Here is a 16,175-nt window from a genome sequence, read left to right as displayed (position 1 = left end):
GCGCTTATTGCGGTGCGGTTGTGCCGTCAGCGGGCATCCACATCTTTTCAAGCTGATAGAACTCCCGCACTTCGGGGCGGAAGACATGGACGATGATGTCGCCCGCATCGATCAGCACCCAATCGCCGGCGTCCTTGCCCTCCATCTTGCACCGCCGCCCGGTGACGGTTTTCAACCGATCCACCAGTTTTTCGGAGATGGCCGAGACTTGCCGTGTCGAGCGCCCGGTGGCGATCACCATGTAATCGGCCATGGACGACTTGCCGCGCAGGTCGATCTGCACAACGTCTTCGGCTTTGTCATCGTCGAGAGAGGCAAGAATACGCTGAAGAAGCTCTTCGCTTGTCAGGTCTTGCAGAGGCGCCTTGGGCGCCGCAGGTGCGGCTCTGTTAGATGCCGCAAGGGTTGGTCCAGTCAGGACTCTGTCCTCCATATTGCGCGCCGTCAAAGGCCCCGGCGCCGAGCCTGTGTCCAAGATAACATCGGCCTAGGGCGATCTCAACGGTTCCGCAAAAATTGAGCGGGTCACGGTGGCGCAAAGGGCACGAGCGCCGTCTGGTGGACGTGCCGCGACCCGCTCAAGGAGAGAGAGTGGGGCTCTCTCTCAGCCGGCCTGGGGGCAGACCGGCATCTCGTCCAGATCGTGATCCAAGATCCTGCGAAGACGCATATCGTCGATCACCGGCAGGAAGGGGCCTTCGGTATCTGCGCGCAACTGGACGGACACCCGGGCCTGGCGGTCTGGCCCGTCGCCGACCTGGCACGGATCGATCACGAAATTGAATGTCCCATCGACGTCAATCTCTTGCGCCATCCAGCCCAAGATCATCCCCTGTTGCTCGGAGAGGCGGGCCTGATCTCCACGTGACAGGACATAGAGGTCGCCGTTTTCCGAGGGAATCAGAACATATTGCTCGCGCGAGACCGCCTCAGTTGCGGTGTTGACCGCAGAGAGCGTCATAACGGCCCCATCTTCGGGCAAGGCAACGCCATCAGGCAGCGTCACGAGGGCCGCGATACCGCGCGGGTCGGCTGTGAGCGGGTCCGTTGTGTCGGGGCGCGCCAGGGTGGTGCTTAATAAGATGGATAAGGCCGCGATGGCGGCAATGGAGAGATGTTTTGGATGCATTGAATTTTCCTCTTACAAGAATCATTATTTACTGTATTACAGTAAGTAAATCTCGAAAGGAAAGAAGAAATGACGAAACGAGAATTGGGCCGCATCATCAAAGTGGCGCGGCTCCTTCATCTGGCCACCAGCTTTGGCTTACTCATGCTTCCGGTGATTCTGATCGTCGCCTTTGCCATCGGCGAGATGGGCATCGACGATGTTCGCGACACCTATTCCGACTATATTCTGCCAGACGTGATCAGCACCGGTCTCTATCTCACCATTCTGGCCATCGAAATGGTCTCGGTTGTTATTGTGGCGTATATCCTTTGGCACATGCGCACCTTGTTCGGGTTCTATAAATCCGGCGAAACGCTAAGCGCCCGCTGTGCCGATCAGATCTTGCGGATCGGTCAAGGCCTGCTGGCCGTGGGCATCATCGGCTTCTTGTCGAACACCGTCATTGTGCTGCTCTTGACGATGGCGAATGAGGTCGGGACGCGCACACTTGCCTTCACCTTCACCGATGGCGATATCGGGTTCTTCTTGGCAGGCGGATTGATCGTTGTCATCGGGTGGGTGATGCGCGAGGCGGTACAGGTTGCCGAAGAGAATCGGGGGTTTGTCTGATGGAGATCATCGTCCGGCTAGATGTGATGATGGCGCTTCGGAAGATGAAGGGCCGCGATCTGGCGGCGGAGATCGGCATCACCGAGCAGAATCTGAGCTTGCTGAAAAGTGGCAAGGTCAAAGGCATCCGCTTTGAGACCTTGGCCAAGATTTGCGAGGTCTTGGAGTGTCAGCCGGGCGACCTGCTTGAGGCCGCCCCGCTAAGCGATTGAGAGGCCCTTAGGCGGGGACGGTCGGGCTCGCGAGAGTGGTGAAATGTTTCCGGCCCAACTGCCAGACCAACAAGATCATCCCCAATTGCAATGCGATGGCGATGCCCGAGATGGCCCAATAGGCGACACCAAATTGGGCGACAAGACCAGCGGCGACCAGGCCCTTGTTGAGCCAGAAATGGGTCAGAACCGAAAGGGCGACGCCAGGGCAGACCAGCGCGTAAGACCCGGCCGACGCTGCTGTGCCCGAGAGGAACTGCGCTGCATAGCCGACGCGCGAGAGCACCATCACGCCGAAGAGTGCAAAGAGCACCTCGACCGATAAGAGCCGGGTCAACATCATCAGGGTTTCGCCGGCACCGCCATGAACATCGAAATGCACATGCAGCCCGTGATTAATCCGCAACATCGCGATGCCGATCACGGTCATCAGCGGGATCACCACCATGAGCGTCGGTGCCGCTTCAGTATTCACCCCATTCTCCATCATCGAGCGGAGGCCAAGAACGCCTGCAACAAGCGCGATTAGGACCGCCGCGATCATGAAGAAGCTGGAGGCGATGATGCTGACGCCTGCGACGGTGGCATTGCCGGACATGGCCGAGGGGGCCGCCAGGCCGACGGCAACCATGGACAGCGCGAAGGCGGGCAGCATCTGCGCGAAGGAGTTATTCGCCTCGCAGCTAAACCCGCCCTGGGCCAGACGTGCGCCAATGAAGCCGCCTAACATCCGGAGCGCGAGGACACCGATCGCCAAGAATGCAATCAGAGCCAACGGGAACAGATATTCCACAACGTTCCAGAGGCCGGGCACGAAGGTCAGGCCCAAGATGAAGCCGACATTGACGGTCATTGCCAAGGCAAGCGGCATGGCGAGGATCTGACTTCCCGCATTGGAGGCAGCGAAGGCCGCGTAGCCCTCGGACTGCCGGAAATCTGCGAATTGCCGTAAGTTCCAGATCAGGAGTTTGACATTGAAGAAGGCGAAAATCGCGATCCCCGCCATTGCGCCAAGCACCATGGCTTGTTGCAGGAGCGTGCCTTGGGTCATCAGTGCAAGGTTGTTTTCGAAGATTGGCACCGGCTGATCTGGATGCGGCACCCAGAACATCAGCCACATGAAAAAGGTCACCGTCAGACCGCCCGCGCCGAGCGAGGCGAGGAAGTAGAGCGGCGAATAGCGTGTGGACGCGAGAGTCATGATTGACACTCCTTATATTTGACACTGCAAAGTATATGAGTAAACCGGCCTTGGATACAACAGACACGCTGTCGCAGCCTATTTGACGATCCGATCCCGAAGACACAGCCAGGATATGGTGCGATCACCGACCAGCTTGATCAGGGGCGAAGCAACTGAGGAAGCTGGGCGTGACTGCGGTTACCTTGCGGCCTAAGCAGCGCGGAAACCGTCAGATGACCAGCCGGTCTAGCCCAACGCTAAAGCGGCTTCTCCATGAAAACGGAGCTTGGGTTTTCAGGGTAGTCGCCGAAGGGGCCGCGCCTGATATAGCCGTGTCGGGTGTAGAAGCCGATCGCGGCGGGGCTGAGTTGTCCGGTCTCCAACCGCATGAGGTGGACACCCTCGGCGCGCGCGGCATCTTCGATGGTTTCGATCAACGCTGCGGCGACGCCCGTGCCGCGCGCTTCCGGCTCGGCGAAGAGACGCTTGAGTTCCGCATACCCGTCGTAAACCGCGTAGCCGCAACACCCAAGTGGACGGCCTTTGACCCGCGCGACAAAGAACCGGACCTCCTCATCGACAAGTTGCTGCGGCGAAAAGGCGAAGCGGTCCTCCGGCGGATAGAGCGCCGATTGCTCCGCCTCGCTGCCTTCGATCAAGCGCAGCGCATCGGGAGAGAGGGGGTCTGTGCGGGTCACGGTTACCATGTGTTGAGCTTGCCCTGACCGGGCCTGCACCGCAATATGCCGTGAATTCGCCCATATTTTGTGGATAACCGGCGGAATATCCCCAGATACGGGGGTTCCCCGTTGACTTGACCGCAATTGCGGCCAGACAATCCCCGACCAACGGAATCACATGCGGGATGGCGGCGTGCGCTTTTCCAAGATCAGGCTGAATGGCTTCAAAAGCTTTGTGGACCCGACCGATCTCTTGATCGGGGACGGGTTGACCGGCGTGGTCGGCCCCAATGGCTGCGGCAAGTCGAATCTGTTGGAAGCGCTGAGATGGGTGATGGGCGAGAACCGTCCGACCGCGATGCGTGGCGGCGGGATGGAAGATGTGATCTTCGCCGGGGCCGCAACACGGCCCGCCCGGAACTTCGCCGAAGTGTCGATCATTATCGACAATTCCGAGCGGCTGGCACCGGCTAATTTCAATGGCGATGATCAGCTTGAGATCGTTCGCCGGATCACCCGCGATGCCGGAAGTGCCTATAAGACAAATGGCAAGGATGTGCGGGCGCGCGATGTGCAGATGCTGTTTGCCGATGCATCCACTGGGGCGCATTCGCCTGCGCTCGTGCGGCAGGGGCAAATCTCGGAACTGATCAACGCCAAGCCAAAATCGCGCCGTCGAATCTTGGAAGAGGCGGCGGGGATTTCGGGGCTCTATCAGCGGCGGCATGAGGCGGAGCTAAAGCTGAAAGGGGCGGAAACCAATCTGGCCCGGATCGATGATGTGTTGGAGCAGCTTGCGACCCAGCTTGCGGCCCTAGCCCGGCAAGCGAAACAGGCGGCACGCTATCGCGAGATCGGGACGGAGTTGCGACAGGCGGAGGGGCTGTTGCTCTATCTGCGTTGGCGCGAAGCGGATCAAGCGCGCCTGACGGCGCAGATCGCGTTGCAAGAGGCGGTGACAGCGGCGGCCGGTGCCGAAACGGCGGCGCGTCAGGCCGGAAAGGCCCGCGAAGAGGCAGACGAAGCTCTGCCACCCAAGCGTGAAGAAGAGGCGATTGCGGCGGCTCTGCTGCAACGGGTGACGGTCGAGCGGGCGGCGCTGGAAGACGAAGACGCCCGGGCCGCCAAAACGATTGAGACTCTGACCGCGCGGATCGAACAACTCAGCCACGATATCGGTCGCGAGCAGAGCCTGAACGCGGATGCCGGCGAGACAATCGCGCGATTGGAGACGGAGCAGGCGGAGCTTGTTGCGGCGGGCGCAGGGCATGAGGACGCGCTGGCCGCAGCCTCGACTGAAGCCACGGACGCGGCGCGCATTCTGGCCGAACGCGAGACAGCGCTGAGCCAATTGACCGAAGATGCGGCACGTCTGGCCGCGCGGCACCAATCGGCGCAGCGTCTGGTCGAAGATGCGACCCGGGCGGAGGCCCGGAATGCCGCCGAGGCGGAAAAGGCCAAAGGCGCGGCGGCTGAGGCCGAAGATCGGTTGACGATACTGACCCGCGATCATGAAGCGGCGGAAACGGCGCTGAGCGCTGCGACTGATCTTGCGGCGCGGGCCGATGAGACGCTGACAGAGACCGAAGCCGCTCGGGCCCTGGCGCAGACGGCGGAGGGGGAGGCTCGTGCGACGCGGACCGAGGCCGAGGGGCAATTGGGCACATTGGATGCCGAGGTGCGCGCACTGACCAAATTGTTGGATCGGGAGCGCGGCAGCGGCGATCAGGTGTTGGATCAAGTCCAGGTGGCACCAGGGTTCGAAGCGGCCGTTGGCGCCGCGTTGGCCGACGATCTGAAGGCGCCCGTTGCCACCGAAGCCGGGGCCAGTGGTTGGACCGCGCTGCCCTCCTATGACACTGAGCAGGCGTTGCCGGAGGGGGTTTCGCCGTTGAGCGGCTATGCCGATACGCCCGATGCGCTGAGCCGCCGGTTTGCGCAAGTCGGTGTCGTCTCGGTCGAGGATGGTCCGCGCTTGCAGGCGGCCCTTTTGCCTGGGCAGAGATTGGTCAGCCGAGAGGGAGACCTGTGGCGGTGGGACGGGTTCGCTTTGCCCGCGTCGGAGGGGTCTTCGACGGCGGCGCGGCGGCTGAGCCAAGTGAACCAGCTCAATGACCTGTCTGCGGAGCTGGAACGCGCGACGACCGCAGCAGACCGGGCACGCGCGACCCATGAGAGCAATGCGGCGCGTCTAGCCGATCTGACCGAGGCGGACAAAGCCGCACGGGACGCACGCCGGGCGGCAGACGCGCAAGTGGCCGAGGCCAGCCGCGCCTTCAGCCGGGCCGAGGCGGAGCGCAATATCCTGGCCGGCAAGCTGGAGACGCTCCGCGGTGCCGCGCGACGGCATGAGGACGAAGCGGCCAGCGCCCGGCGCGATTTGGTCGAAGCGGAGGCCGCGCAGGCGGACCTGGATGATTTGGACGGCGTGCGCGCCCAAGTCACCGACACAAAGACGACGGTTGAAGCGGCGCGGCTGACGATGCTGGCCAAACGCACCGGGTTTGACGAGTTGAAACGCGATGGCGAGGCTCGCGACAAGCGGATCGGGCAGATCGCGGGCGAGATGGACACCTGGGGCAAACGTCTGGCCAATGCCGAGACGCGGATCGGCGAGTTGGAGCATCGCAAGTCGAGTTCTGAAGCCGAGCTTGAGAATGCCCAGGCTTTGCCGGCGGAGATTGGGACACGGCGCGAAGCGATGGCCGCAACGATTGCCGAGGCCGAGACACGGAGAGCGGCAGCTGCGGATGCTCTATCGGTGGCGGAAGGGGCCTTGCGGTCGGCGGTGGCGGCGGAGCGTGATGCGGAGCGCGCGGCGTCGGATGCGCGCGAAGCCCGCGCCCGGGCCGAAGCGCGCCGCGATGCAGCGGGTGAGGCCGTGGACCAGGCCGCCGAGCGGATCATGGAGGAGATGGAGGTCACGCCCGCCGCGCTGTTGGAGAGCCTGGACGCAGACCCGGAAAAGATGCCGGGCGCAGAGCGGATCGAGAGCGATGTCGTGCGTCTGCGGCGGCAGCGCGATGCGCTTGGCGCAGTGAATCTGCGCGCAGAAGAGGACGCGGAGGCCGTGCGCGAGGAGCATGACACGCTAGAGGCCGAGAAGCTGGACCTGGAAGAGGCGATCAAGAAGCTGCGTGCCGGGATCGCTGCGCTAAACCGCGAAGGGCGGGAGCGGCTTTTGACCGCTTTCGAAGAGGTGAACCGGAATTTTGGTGTGCTTTTCACCCATCTTTTCGGGGGCGGCGAAGCCAAGCTGGTGCTGGTCGAAAGCGACGACCCGCTGGAAGCCGGGTTGGAGATTCTCTGTCAGCCGCCAGGCAAGAAGCTTTCGACTCTGTCGCTCTTATCAGGCGGCGAGCAGACACTGACGGCGTTGGCTTTGATCTTTGCGGTGTTCTTGGCCAATCCCGCGCCGATCTGCGTGCTGGACGAGGTGGACGCGCCGCTTGACGACGCCAATGTCACGCGGTTCTGCGATTTGCTCGATGAAATGTGCCGCCGGACCGACACTCGTTTCCTGATCATCACCCACCACGCGGTGACGATGGCGCGAATGGATCGGCTCTTTGGGGTGACGATGGCCGAACAGGGCGTGAGCCAATTGGTCAGCGTTGATCTGAAGAAGGCGGAGCAAATGGTGGCTTAGAAGCTGCCAAACAAGCTCCCCAGGACAAGTACGGAAATCAACGCGACGAGTGGGATTGCCACGGCAACCATGAAGATGTCGCCATAGCTTTCCCGATGCGTCAGCCGCCCGATCGACAGGAGCGTGATGACCGCGCCGTTATGCGGAAGCGCGTCGAGCCCGCCGGTGGAAAGTGCGATCACCCGATGCATGAGGGGTGTGGCGATCCCTGCCTCAGCCCCTTGCGCCAGATATTGCGTGCCGAGTGTGTCGAGCGCGATGCTCATCCCGCCTGAGGCAGAGCCGGTCACGCCAGCGAGGATCGACGCGGAGACGGCCATCGAGACAAGCGCGCCACCGGGCAGCGCCGAGACACTGTCACGGATGACCTCAAAGGCCGGCAAGCCCGCGATCACCGCGCCAAACCCGACCAGTGCGGCGGTGTTGAAAATCGGCAGAAGGGCGGCCTCCGCGCCTTTGCTGAGCGATTGGCTCGGCTCTGTGAGTGTTTTGCGGAAGAGCGCCAGGGCCAGCAGGATGCTCAAGATCAGCGCCGCGATGATCGACCAGATACCGATCACGCTGGCGGCGTTGGTTCCGCCCCATCGCGGGTCGGCCAGATAGCTGGTGTCGAGCGCGGGCAAGATCAGAGTGCTGAAGAGGAGGTTCAGGCCGAGAACGGCGGCGATGGGCAGGAAGGCCGGCCAAAACCGCAGCGGTTTGCGGATCGGTGCGGGCGCGCTGTTATCCTCGCTGCTGGTGAGATGCAGAAAGCCCTCGCCTTGAGCCCGGAGGCGGCCTGCGCGCGTTGTGAGCCAGAGGAGACCGAGACCGGCCATGATCAGCGCCGCGATCACCCCAAGCCCAGGGGCCGCGAAGGCGGTTGTGCCGAAATAGGGCATCGGGATCGCGTTTTGGATCGCGGGGGTGCCCGGCAACGCGGTCATGGTGAAGGTGAAGGCCCCGAGCGCGATGGCGGCGGGGATCAGACGCCGGGGCAAATCGGCGCTGCGGAAGAGCGCCATAGCCAGCGGGTAGACCGCGAAAGCGACCACAAAGAGTGAGACACCGCCATAGGTCAGGATCGCGCAAGAGAGGACGACCGCCGGGATGGCCTGGTCGGTGCCAAGCGCGCGGACGATGCCATCGGCGATCCGGCGGGCAGCGCCGCTATCTTCCATGATCCGGCCAAAGACAGCGCCCAGGAGGAAGAGCAGGAAATAGGCGGTGATGAAACCGCCTGTCGCGGGCATGAAAACCTGTGTGAGGCTCGCCAGAAGCGGCTCGCGCGCCATGGCCGAGGCCAAAAGCGCCATGACCGGTGCGAGGATCAAGACCGAGACGCCGCGCCAAGCAAGCCAGATCAGAAGGCCAAGCGGGATCAAGATCGTCGTGAGGGTCAGCATGGCGGCTCCGGCGGCGGCGATACCGCCAATGTGGGGGATGTCATGCGATGTGAAACCCGTCGAAATGCCGCAGCGCGGCGAAGCGGTCGCGGAAACGTGTCACCGGGTGAGCGCAAAGGTCCGCTAGGCTGATGCAAATGGAGGGTCTGATGCGTCTTGCTTTGATCTTATGTGTGATGGCCGCGCCGGTGACGGCGCAGGATTGGTTCTTGCGCGACGACGATACCCGGATTGGGTTGGAGGCGCTCGACGAGCGTCTGCGGGGCCAGGTTCTGACCTTCTTCGATGATGGCCAATCGCGGTTTTTCGAGGATGATCGCTACACCTACACCTATCCGAATGGCGGTGGCGTGGCGTATGGCTATTACGCGGTGAATGAAGATGGCACGGTCTGCATCGAGTTCATCAACGGGTTTTCGCGCTGCGATCTGTTTGTGGAGAACGCTGGCCGTCTGATCCTGGTGACGGAAGACGGCCAGCGGTTTCCGATCCGCCCGAATTAGAGCGCGCGGAGGAGATCCAGCGTTGGCCAGGCATCGGCGGGCAGGCCAAGGCGTTGCTGTTCAGCCTGCACTGCCGCGCGGGTCATCCGGCCCAAGATCCCATCGACCCCTCCGACATCATGACCGCGCGCGACGAGGCGCTCTTGCAGTTGCCGCATCTGATCGGGGTTGAGCCCGCCGGTTGCACCACCTGCATTATAAACCGGCGCGCCTTCCAGCCGCGTGGCGAAATAGGCGGCGGTGGTGACATAGACGAAGCTTTGGTTCCATTCGAAGAACACGTTGAAATTCGGGTAGGCGAGGAAGGCGGGGCCGTTGCGCCCTTGCGGCAGCAGGACCGAGGCTTGCAGATTGCCACCAGGTAAGCTGCCTGAGCGGGCGCGCACGCCCGCCGCTTCCCATTGCGAGACGCGCTGCGTGGTGTCGAGGCCGGTTTGCGACCAATCCAAATTGCTGGGCACGGTGACCTCGATCAGCCAGGGTTCATTGGCGCGCCAGCCAAGCCCACGCAACATATTGGCCCCGGAAAGCAACGCGTCGGCGGGCGAGGTTTTCAGCGTCACATGGCCATCACCATCGCCATCGACCCCCCGGGTCAGAATGTCTTCGGGCAGCATCTGCACCATGCCGATTTCGCCCGCCCAGGCCCCCGTGGTGCGGGCCGGGTCGAAATCGCCGTTCTCGAACAGCTCCAGCGCGGCGAAGATCTGTGGCCGGAAAAGCTGCGGGCGGCGGCAGTCATGCGAGAGCGTCACCAATGCGTTCAGCGTATTGAAATCGCCCTGGACCGCGCCGTAATCGGTCTCGAGCGCCCAGAAGGCCAGAAGCACGCCGCGCGAGACGCCGTATTGCCGCTCCGCGATGTCGAAAACACTGTCATAGCGTTGGTTGTTGCGGGCACCGTTTTGGATGCGGTTCTGGCTGATCACCCGTTGCGAGAATTCGGTAAAGGGCAGTTGAAAGACGCCCTGGCGACGGTCGGCATTGATCACCGATTGATCGAAGCGGGCGGAGCGGAAGAACGCGTCCACATTGGTTTGGGAATGACCGCGTTGCAGGGCCTCAGACCGGAGTCCATCGACAAAACTCCCAAAATCTCCGCCGCATTGTTGCGCCAGAGCGGGCGTGGCTGTGAGAGTGAAAGCAAAAAGAGAGGCGGTCAAAAATCGCATGGGATAATCCTGTTTTTTAATTTCCAACAAAGTAGCAAGGACGGCGCGGTTCGGGAACACTCAGAAGAGCGCGAGAGCGAAAATCAGCGCGACCATAAGCGCCCAGGTTCGCCAAAGTGCGGCGGCGGTGGCGTCGATATCGGCGGGGCCGAGGCTGCGGCGGCCGGTAGGGTTCACGAAGGGGAAGTCTTGGCGTTCTCCGTGATAGCTGCGGGGGCCGGAGAGGGCGATATTGAGAACGCCCGCCATCGCGGCTTCGGGCCAGCCAGCATTGGGGGAGCGATGCAGATGGGCCTCGCGCCGCGCAATGGTCCAGGCCCGCGGCGCGCCGTGGGCGAGCGCAATGAGCAATGCGGTCAGGCGGGCGGGGACCCAGTTGAGGATATCGTCGAGGATCGCAGCGGCCTTGCCGAACTCTTCATGGCGGGGGGTGCGGTGGCCGATCATGCTGTCGGCGGTGTTGACGGTCTTGTAGATCAGAATGCCGGGCAGGCCGAGGGCCAGAAACCAAAACGCCGGGGCCACGACCCCATCGGACAGGTTTTCGGCCGCACTTTCGATGGCAGCGCGGGCGATCTCGGACTCTGACATCTCAGCGGTGTCGCGGCCGACGATCATTGCGACGGAACTGCGGCCTGAGGATAGACCATAGCGGAGGGCATCGGCGACCGCTTGGACATGTTGGACCAAGCTGCGCTGCGCCAAGAGGATTGCAGCGCCAAGCGCCGACCAAAGCCAGCCGAGCGGCAGGGCGGATATGATCAGGCCGAGTGTGCCGGTTGCTGTCGCGAGCATGGTGATCGTCAGCAGGCCCTTGAGTTGCCGATTGGGTCCCGCGTTGAAACGCGCATCGCACCACGCCACGGCACGGCCCATGAGGACAGCCGGGTGGGGCCAGCGGGACCAGAGCCAGCGGGGTTCGCCGAGCAGCGCGTCAAGGAGGAGGGCGAGGGTCAGGGTCATGGACGGCGGGTGTCGCTCGGCTGCGCCATCGCCCCACCCGCCGTCCCGAGGGCGGTTTCGACGCGCGGCCAGTGGGTTGGGTTTGGCAGTCCGAGGCGGAGCCAAGTTTTGGAATAGGGGAAGATGCGGGACCAGATTTGGTGTTGCGCAAGGTGGGTTTGCCAAACTGCTGCGTCGTTGGTTTTGTAGAGGCGGAAAAGCGGGGTTCCGCCAATGAGCTTGGCGCCAGCTTGGGTCATGAGCTGGTCCAAACGGGCGGCGTCCTTGTTGAGGCGGTTTCGTGTGGCGTCGGCCCATGCCGTGTCGCCCAAGGCTTGGGTGCCCACCGTCAGGGCAGGGCCGGAGACGGGCCAGGGGCCGAGCATATCCGAGAGCTTTTGGAGTGTTTCGGGGCGCGCGATCGCGAAACCAAGACGGAGACCGGCGAGGCCCCAAAACTTGCCAAAGCTCTTTAGGATTACTGTTTCGGGTTCGGCGGCGCGGCGGATGAAGGAGTGCTCGGGCATCACATCGCAGAAGCTCTCGTCGATCACTGAGAGATCGTGACCAGAAAGTTCGGCTTCGGTCCAGATCTTGCCATCAGGATTGTTGGGGTGGACGATGACCTGCGCCCTGCCTGCCGCCCCAATATGCCACCCGGCAGCGCGAAAGGCGGCTTCATGCTCGTTATAGGTTGGACCCGGGATCGTGACGGTGCCAGGAGGTGCGAGATATGGCAGGCGGGCGATCAGCGCCGAGGCACCTGGCGCGGCCAGAACACCGACACCTTCAGGCACGCCCCAGAACCTGCGCGCCGCCGCCACGAGCGCGGCTGTTGCGCCTGCGTCGGGCAAGGCCGTCCATGCGTCGGCGGGAACATCGTCAACCGGATAGGGCACCGGGTTGATCCCGGTGGACAGGTCGATCCAGTCCGCCCGGGTGCCGCCATAGCGGGATATGGCAGCATCAAGGCCGCCGCCATGGTCGCGCGGTGGGGTTCTGTCCGTCATGCCCCGAGGGTTGGCCTATTTTCAGGCGGCCTGCAACGCCTCTCGCCCATGTGGCTCCATCCAATCGATCACCGGGTTGATCGGGATGATCCGGTGCGGATTGATGCTTTCGTGGCTGTAATGATAGTGCCGGACGATATGGTCGAAATGGATCGTGTCCGCGACGCCGGGCCATTGGTAAAGCTCGCGCGTATAGGCCCAGATGTTTGGATAATCGATGATCCGCCGCCGGTTGCATTTGAAATGCAGATGATAGACCAGATCGAACCGGACGAGCGTTGTGAAGAGCCGCCAATCGGCCTCGGTGATCTGCGCGCCGGTGAGGTAGCGGTTTTTCGATAGGAGGCCCTCGACCCAATCGAGCCCATCGAACAGCGTCGTGACGGCTTTGTCATAGGCGGATTGGCTGGTGGCGAAACCAGATTTGTAGACGCCATTGTTGATGTCGGAATAGATGCGGGCGTTGATCTCGTCGATCGTGCCCCGCAGCGGGTCCGGATAGAAATCTTGGGTATCGCCGGTGATGTCGTTGAAGGCGCTGTTGAACATCCGAATGATTTCGGAGCTTTCATTGGAGACGATCTGATCCGTCTCGGTGTCCCAGAGGACGGGTACTGTCACACGTGTGGTCACATTGGGATCGGCGCGTTGGTAGATCTCCCGCATGAAGGCGGAGCCGAAGAGTGCATCTCCGGTCGCGCCATCGAAATCCTGCGCGAAGGTCCAGCCTTCGGAGAGCATATCGGGATGTACGACAGAAACATCGATATGCGGTTCCAGCCCCTTCAGACTGCGGAAAATCAACGTGCGATTGGCCCAGGGGCAGGCATGGGAAACGTAGAGATGATAGCGTCCGCTCTCGGCCTTGAACCCGGCCTTGCCGCTTGGCCCGGCGCTTCCATCTGCGGTGACCCAATTGCGGAATGACGCCTCTTGCCGTTTGAAGGCGCCACCGGAGGATTTGGTGTCATACCATGTGTCCTGCCACTGACCGTCGACCAACAAACCCATCCCGATCTCCTTTCTGTTTGCGTGACAATGGAGGTAGCGCGCGGGGTTTGTGCAGGAAACAGAGACAGACGCAGAGGGATATCCGCATCGGCGCACAACTCAACTGTGGCGCTCACGCGACGATCACGCACATGTCTAGAGGAAACTGTTGACCTGCCAAGAGGTTACGGCATGTTAACCTTGCTAGGGATAAGGTGCTGCCATGACCGATTTTCTGCCGAAAGAAGTGCTCGACGGTTTGAACGCCGCGCGCAAACGCGACCTGAAACGGCGCAGCCATCGCCGTGTGCATGTGGGCGAAGACGTCTATCCGATTCTCGAATATGCCGAGGAAGGCTTTGCGGTAGATGCAGAGAACGCGCCTCGCCTGCGCGGATTGGTGGATATCTATGACGGACCCCGGCATCTCTATCAGGCCTTGATCGTCGCCTCGGCCAAAGAGGGTGACTTGATGCGCTACGAGTATAAGCGCAACACGCCGGCCGCCGATCACGCGCCAGTAGATTTTGAGCAGCCTGTGACAAAGGTGGCGGGTTTGCTGACCCGCTGATGCGATTCGGAAATCTTGACTTCTCAGGGGGATTCCACGCGATTTTTTGGCGTGGATGACCGTTCTGCCGAGAGATTCTCCATCAGAGATGCCATCACGCCTGCGAATCTGCAAAGCAATCCCCATGCCTTCCGCGTAGCTTTCTGCAACATTTGCCCCGCAGGAGACCTATTCGATGATTCAGACCCCCTATCTGCTTTTTCTCGGCGACGCGCCGGATCAACTGGCCGCGAAGGTTGCGCAAGGGATACGCGATTGGCGGCCCGGCAACTGCGTCGGGCAGATCAGGATGGAGGGGTGTAAGGCCGATGTGGGCTTGCCGGATATGACCCTGACCGAAGCAAAAGCCGCGGGTGCCAAGACGCTTGTGATCGGGGTGGCGAACCGGGGCGGCGTGATCTCTGCGGCGTGGAAAAAGGTGCTGGTGATGGCGCTGGAGGAAGGGTTCGATCTGGCCTCCGGCTTGCACAACCTGCTGCGCGATGAGCCTGATCTGGCGGCTGTAGCCGAGGCCACGGGCCAGGCGCTGCATGATGTGCGGGTGCCGGAGGTCGAGTTCCCAATCGCGAATGGTGTTAAGCGGAGCGGCAAGCGCTGTCTCGCCGTGGGCACCGATTGCTCGGTTGGGAAGATGTATACGGGTCTCGCAATGGATGCGGAGATGAAGGCGCGTGGGCTGAAATCGAACTTCCGCCCGACCGGCCAGACCGGGATTTTGATCACTGGTAACGGCATTCCGCTTGATGCGGTTGTGGCTGATTTCATGGCGGGGTCAGTGGAATGGTTGACGCCCGACAATGACGAGGACCATTGGGACCATATCGAGGGGCAAGGCAGCCTTTTCCATGTCTCCTATTCCGGCGTGACCATGGCGCTGATCCATGGCGGTCAACCGGATGCGCTGATCCTCAGTCATGAGCCGACCCGTGCGCATATGCGCGGGCTTCCCACCTATGATTTGCCGAGTCTTGAGGCTCTGCGCGACACCGCCCTGCCGCTCGCGCGGATCGCAAACCGGGCCTGCGAGGTGGTTGGCATCTCGATCAACACGGCGGCGATGGGCGAAGATGAAGCGATGGCCTATCTGGCCGAGGTGGAGAAACGCATGGGCCTGCCGACGGTGGATCCGTTCCGGCAAGGCGCTGGCCGGTTGGTCGACGCGCTGGCCGCCCTGTGATCTCGGTCACGCCAGAGAGCTTTCGCCTGGCGGAGGTGTTTACCATCGCCCGTGGGTCACGGACTGAGGCGAAGGTGCTGACCATTCGGGTGATCCGCGATGGTGTCGTAGGTCTTGGCGAATGCGTGCCTTATGCCCGCTATGATGAGACGCTCGAAAGTGTGACGGCGGAGATCGAAAGCTTGCCACCGGATATCTCGCGCCAGGATTTGCAGGACGCCCTGCCGCCCGGCGCGGCGCGGAATGCGGTGGATTGTGCGCTTTGGGATTGGCAGGCGAAACAGACCGGTGTGCCGGTCTGGCAATTGGCCGGGCTGCCGCGCCCGAAGCCCGAAATTACGGCCTTCACCTTGTCGCTTGACACCCCGGAGAATATGCGAGCCGCCGCCGCAAAACACGCGTCTCGCCCGCTTCTGAAGATCAAGCTGGGCACGCCGGAAGACATGCCACGCTTGGAAGCCGTGCGCGAGGGTGCGCCAAAATCGCGGATCATCGTCGATGCCAATGAGGGTTGGAGCGCTGAGGTTTACACCGATCTTGCCCCGCATCTTTTGCGTCTTGGGGTTGAGATGGTGGAACAGCCGCTGCCAGCGGGTGCGGATGATCTCTTGGTCGAGATTGAGCGCCCCTTGCCGGTTTGCGCCGATGAAAGCTGCCATGATCGGGCCAGCTTGCCCGGGCTGAACGGCAAATACGATATGGTGAACATCAAGCTTGATAAGACCGGCGGGCTGACTGAGGCGCTTGCCTTGCGCGCGGCGGCCTTGGCAGAAGGCTACGATGTCATGGTCGGCTGCATGGTCGGATCGTCGCTTGCGATGGCACCCGCTGTGTTGCTGGCTCAGGGCGTGGCCATCACTGATCTTGACGGGCCGCTGCTTCTGGCCGAAGACCGGGACACCCCGTTGAAGTTTGACGCCTCCGGCGTCCACCCTGCCCTACCCGATCTTTGGGGCTGAA

General features: G+C 62.2%; 16 protein-coding genes. 7 read left to right on the top strand and 9 right to left on the bottom strand.

Annotated features, from left to right (window positions below):
* Positions 1 to 4: 4 nt before the first annotated feature.
* A complete protein-coding gene (gene rsfS, locus GTF44_RS16205) occupies positions 5 to 433 on the bottom strand; it encodes a ribosome silencing factor (protein WP_145214056.1) in 429 nt (142 codons plus the stop codon).
* A gap of 171 nt (positions 434 to 604) precedes the next feature.
* Positions 605 to 1,129: a hypothetical protein gene (locus tag GTF44_RS16200; protein ID WP_171559982.1), complete on the bottom strand. Its 525-nt coding sequence runs from the start codon at positions 1,127 to 1,129 to the stop codon at positions 605 to 607.
* Positions 1,130 to 1,198: 69 nt separating this feature from the next.
* On the opposite strand from GTF44_RS16200, the gene GTF44_RS16195 reads away from it, so the two are divergent.
* Both GTF44_RS16195 and GTF44_RS16190 read left to right on the top strand, forming a co-directional pair.
* Positions 1,199 to 1,741, top strand: coding sequence for a DUF2975 domain-containing protein (locus GTF44_RS16195; RefSeq protein WP_171559983.1), 543 nt, complete (start codon positions 1,199 to 1,201; stop codon positions 1,739 to 1,741).
* A complete protein-coding gene (locus tag GTF44_RS16190) occupies positions 1,741 to 1,953 on the top strand; it encodes a helix-turn-helix transcriptional regulator (protein ID WP_171559985.1) in 213 nt (70 codons plus the stop codon). The genes GTF44_RS16195 and GTF44_RS16190 overlap by 1 nt, the downstream gene beginning before the upstream one ends.
* A 7-nt stretch (positions 1,954 to 1,960) precedes the next feature.
* On the opposite strand, the gene GTF44_RS16185 is transcribed toward GTF44_RS16190, so the two are convergent.
* Together GTF44_RS16185 and GTF44_RS16180 are read right to left on the bottom strand one after the other, a co-directional pair.
* Complete coding sequence (locus GTF44_RS16185; RefSeq protein ID WP_171559986.1) at positions 1,961 to 3,154, bottom strand: hypothetical protein; 1,194 nt, start codon at positions 3,152 to 3,154, stop codon at positions 1,961 to 1,963.
* Between the two features lie 239 nt (positions 3,155 to 3,393).
* Positions 3,394 to 3,843 carry a GNAT family N-acetyltransferase gene (locus GTF44_RS16180; RefSeq protein WP_171559988.1) on the bottom strand — a complete coding sequence of 150 codons (450 nt, stop codon included), beginning with the start codon at positions 3,841 to 3,843 and terminating at the stop codon, positions 3,394 to 3,396.
* A gap of 166 nt (positions 3,844 to 4,009) precedes the next feature.
* On the opposite strand from GTF44_RS16180, the gene smc reads away from it, so the two are divergent.
* On the top strand, positions 4,010 to 7,465 hold the full coding sequence (gene smc / locus GTF44_RS16175; RefSeq protein ID WP_171559990.1) for a chromosome segregation protein SMC: 3,456 nt from the start codon (positions 4,010 to 4,012) through the stop codon (positions 7,463 to 7,465).
* Here smc and GTF44_RS16170 read toward each other — a convergent pair.
* The gene (locus tag GTF44_RS16170) at positions 7,462 to 8,850 is read right to left on the bottom strand and encodes a GntP family permease (RefSeq protein ID WP_171559991.1); all 1,389 of its coding nucleotides are present in this window, start codon (positions 8,848 to 8,850) and stop codon (positions 7,462 to 7,464) included. The two genes, smc and GTF44_RS16170, sit on opposite strands and share 4 nt — an antisense overlap.
* A gap of 149 nt (positions 8,851 to 8,999) precedes the next feature.
* On the opposite strand from GTF44_RS16170, the gene GTF44_RS16165 reads away from it, so the two are divergent.
* Positions 9,000 to 9,353, top strand: coding sequence for a hypothetical protein (locus GTF44_RS16165; RefSeq protein ID WP_171559993.1), 354 nt, complete (start codon positions 9,000 to 9,002; stop codon positions 9,351 to 9,353).
* On the opposite strand, the gene GTF44_RS16160 is transcribed toward GTF44_RS16165, so the two are convergent.
* From GTF44_RS16160 to GTF44_RS16145, 4 genes are read right to left on the bottom strand one after another with little or no spacing between them, the layout of a single operon-like run.
* Entirely contained in the window at positions 9,350 to 10,525 is a 1,176-nt protein-coding gene (locus GTF44_RS16160) for a lytic murein transglycosylase (protein WP_171559995.1), read from the bottom strand. The genes GTF44_RS16165 and GTF44_RS16160 overlap by 4 nt on opposite strands.
* A gap of 60 nt (positions 10,526 to 10,585) precedes the next feature.
* Positions 10,586 to 11,488: an adenosylcobinamide-phosphate synthase CbiB gene (gene cbiB, locus GTF44_RS16155; RefSeq protein ID WP_171559996.1), complete on the bottom strand. Its 903-nt coding sequence runs from the start codon at positions 11,486 to 11,488 to the stop codon at positions 10,586 to 10,588.
* The gene (locus GTF44_RS16150) at positions 11,485 to 12,477 is read right to left on the bottom strand and encodes a threonine-phosphate decarboxylase (protein ID WP_171559998.1); all 993 of its coding nucleotides are present in this window, start codon (positions 12,475 to 12,477) and stop codon (positions 11,485 to 11,487) included. The genes cbiB and GTF44_RS16150 overlap by 4 nt, the downstream gene beginning before the upstream one ends.
* 21 nt (positions 12,478 to 12,498) lie before the next feature.
* Positions 12,499 to 13,488, bottom strand: coding sequence for a glutathione S-transferase family protein (locus GTF44_RS16145; RefSeq protein ID WP_171560000.1), 990 nt, complete (start codon positions 13,486 to 13,488; stop codon positions 12,499 to 12,501).
* 202 nt (positions 13,489 to 13,690) lie between these two features.
* Here GTF44_RS16145 and GTF44_RS16140 point away from each other — a divergent pair, with 202 nt between their 5' ends.
* From GTF44_RS16140 to dgcA, 3 genes are all read left to right on the top strand, one after another.
* A complete protein-coding gene (locus GTF44_RS16140) occupies positions 13,691 to 14,038 on the top strand; it encodes a hypothetical protein (RefSeq protein ID WP_171560002.1) in 348 nt (115 codons plus the stop codon).
* 175 nt (positions 14,039 to 14,213) lie between these two features.
* Positions 14,214 to 15,215 (top strand): N-acetyltransferase DgcN, encoded by a 1,002-nt coding sequence (gene dgcN / locus GTF44_RS16135; protein ID WP_171560003.1) that lies wholly within the window; start codon positions 14,214 to 14,216, stop codon positions 15,213 to 15,215.
* Complete coding sequence (gene dgcA / locus GTF44_RS16130) at positions 15,212 to 16,174, top strand: N-acetyl-D-Glu racemase DgcA (RefSeq protein ID WP_171560004.1); 963 nt, start codon at positions 15,212 to 15,214, stop codon at positions 16,172 to 16,174. Before dgcN ends, dgcA begins: the two co-directional genes overlap by 4 nt.
* The last annotated feature ends 1 nt before the right edge of the window (position 16,175 follow it).

The sequence above is a fragment of the Roseobacter sp. HKCCD6576-2 genome (assembly GCF_013179285.1).
Taxonomy (GTDB): domain Bacteria; phylum Pseudomonadota; class Alphaproteobacteria; order Rhodobacterales; family Rhodobacteraceae; genus Rhodophyticola; species Rhodophyticola oceani.
Note: the sequence above shows the minus strand (reverse complement) of the source record. Positions and strands in the feature narration are given on the sequence as shown.

Excerpts from the sequence above, each read along its gene's own strand:
- GTF44_RS16170 (WP_171559991.1), bottom strand. The coding sequence starts at position 8,850 with ATGCTGACCCTCACGACGATCTTGATCCCGCTTGGCCTTCTGATCTGG.
- GTF44_RS16200 (WP_171559982.1), bottom strand. The coding sequence starts at position 1,129 with ATGCATCCAAAACATCTCTCCATTGCCGCCATCGCGGCCTTATCCATC.
- GTF44_RS16195 (WP_171559983.1), top strand. The coding sequence starts at position 1,199 with ATGACGAAACGAGAATTGGGCCGCATCATCAAAGTGGCGCGGCTCCTT.
- GTF44_RS16190 (WP_171559985.1), top strand. The coding sequence starts at position 1,741 with ATGGAGATCATCGTCCGGCTAGATGTGATGATGGCGCTTCGGAAGATG.
- GTF44_RS16160 (WP_171559995.1), bottom strand. The coding sequence starts at position 10,525 with ATGCGATTTTTGACCGCCTCTCTTTTTGCTTTCACTCTCACAGCCACG.
- rsfS (WP_145214056.1), bottom strand. The coding sequence starts at position 433 with ATGGAGGACAGAGTCCTGACTGGACCAACCCTTGCGGCATCTAACAGA.
- GTF44_RS16150 (WP_171559998.1), bottom strand. The coding sequence starts at position 12,477 with ATGACGGACAGAACCCCACCGCGCGACCATGGCGGCGGCCTTGATGCT.
- GTF44_RS16145 (WP_171560000.1), bottom strand. The coding sequence starts at position 13,488 with ATGGGTTTGTTGGTCGACGGTCAGTGGCAGGACACATGGTATGACACC.
- cbiB (WP_171559996.1), bottom strand. The coding sequence starts at position 11,488 with ATGACCCTGACCCTCGCCCTCCTCCTTGACGCGCTGCTCGGCGAACCC.
- GTF44_RS16165 (WP_171559993.1), top strand. The coding sequence starts at position 9,000 with ATGCGTCTTGCTTTGATCTTATGTGTGATGGCCGCGCCGGTGACGGCG.
- GTF44_RS16185 (WP_171559986.1), bottom strand. The coding sequence starts at position 3,154 with ATGACTCTCGCGTCCACACGCTATTCGCCGCTCTACTTCCTCGCCTCG.
- GTF44_RS16140 (WP_171560002.1), top strand. The coding sequence starts at position 13,691 with ATGACCGATTTTCTGCCGAAAGAAGTGCTCGACGGTTTGAACGCCGCG.
- GTF44_RS16180 (WP_171559988.1), bottom strand. The coding sequence starts at position 3,843 with ATGGTAACCGTGACCCGCACAGACCCCCTCTCTCCCGATGCGCTGCGC.
- dgcN (WP_171560003.1), top strand. The coding sequence starts at position 14,214 with ATGATTCAGACCCCCTATCTGCTTTTTCTCGGCGACGCGCCGGATCAA.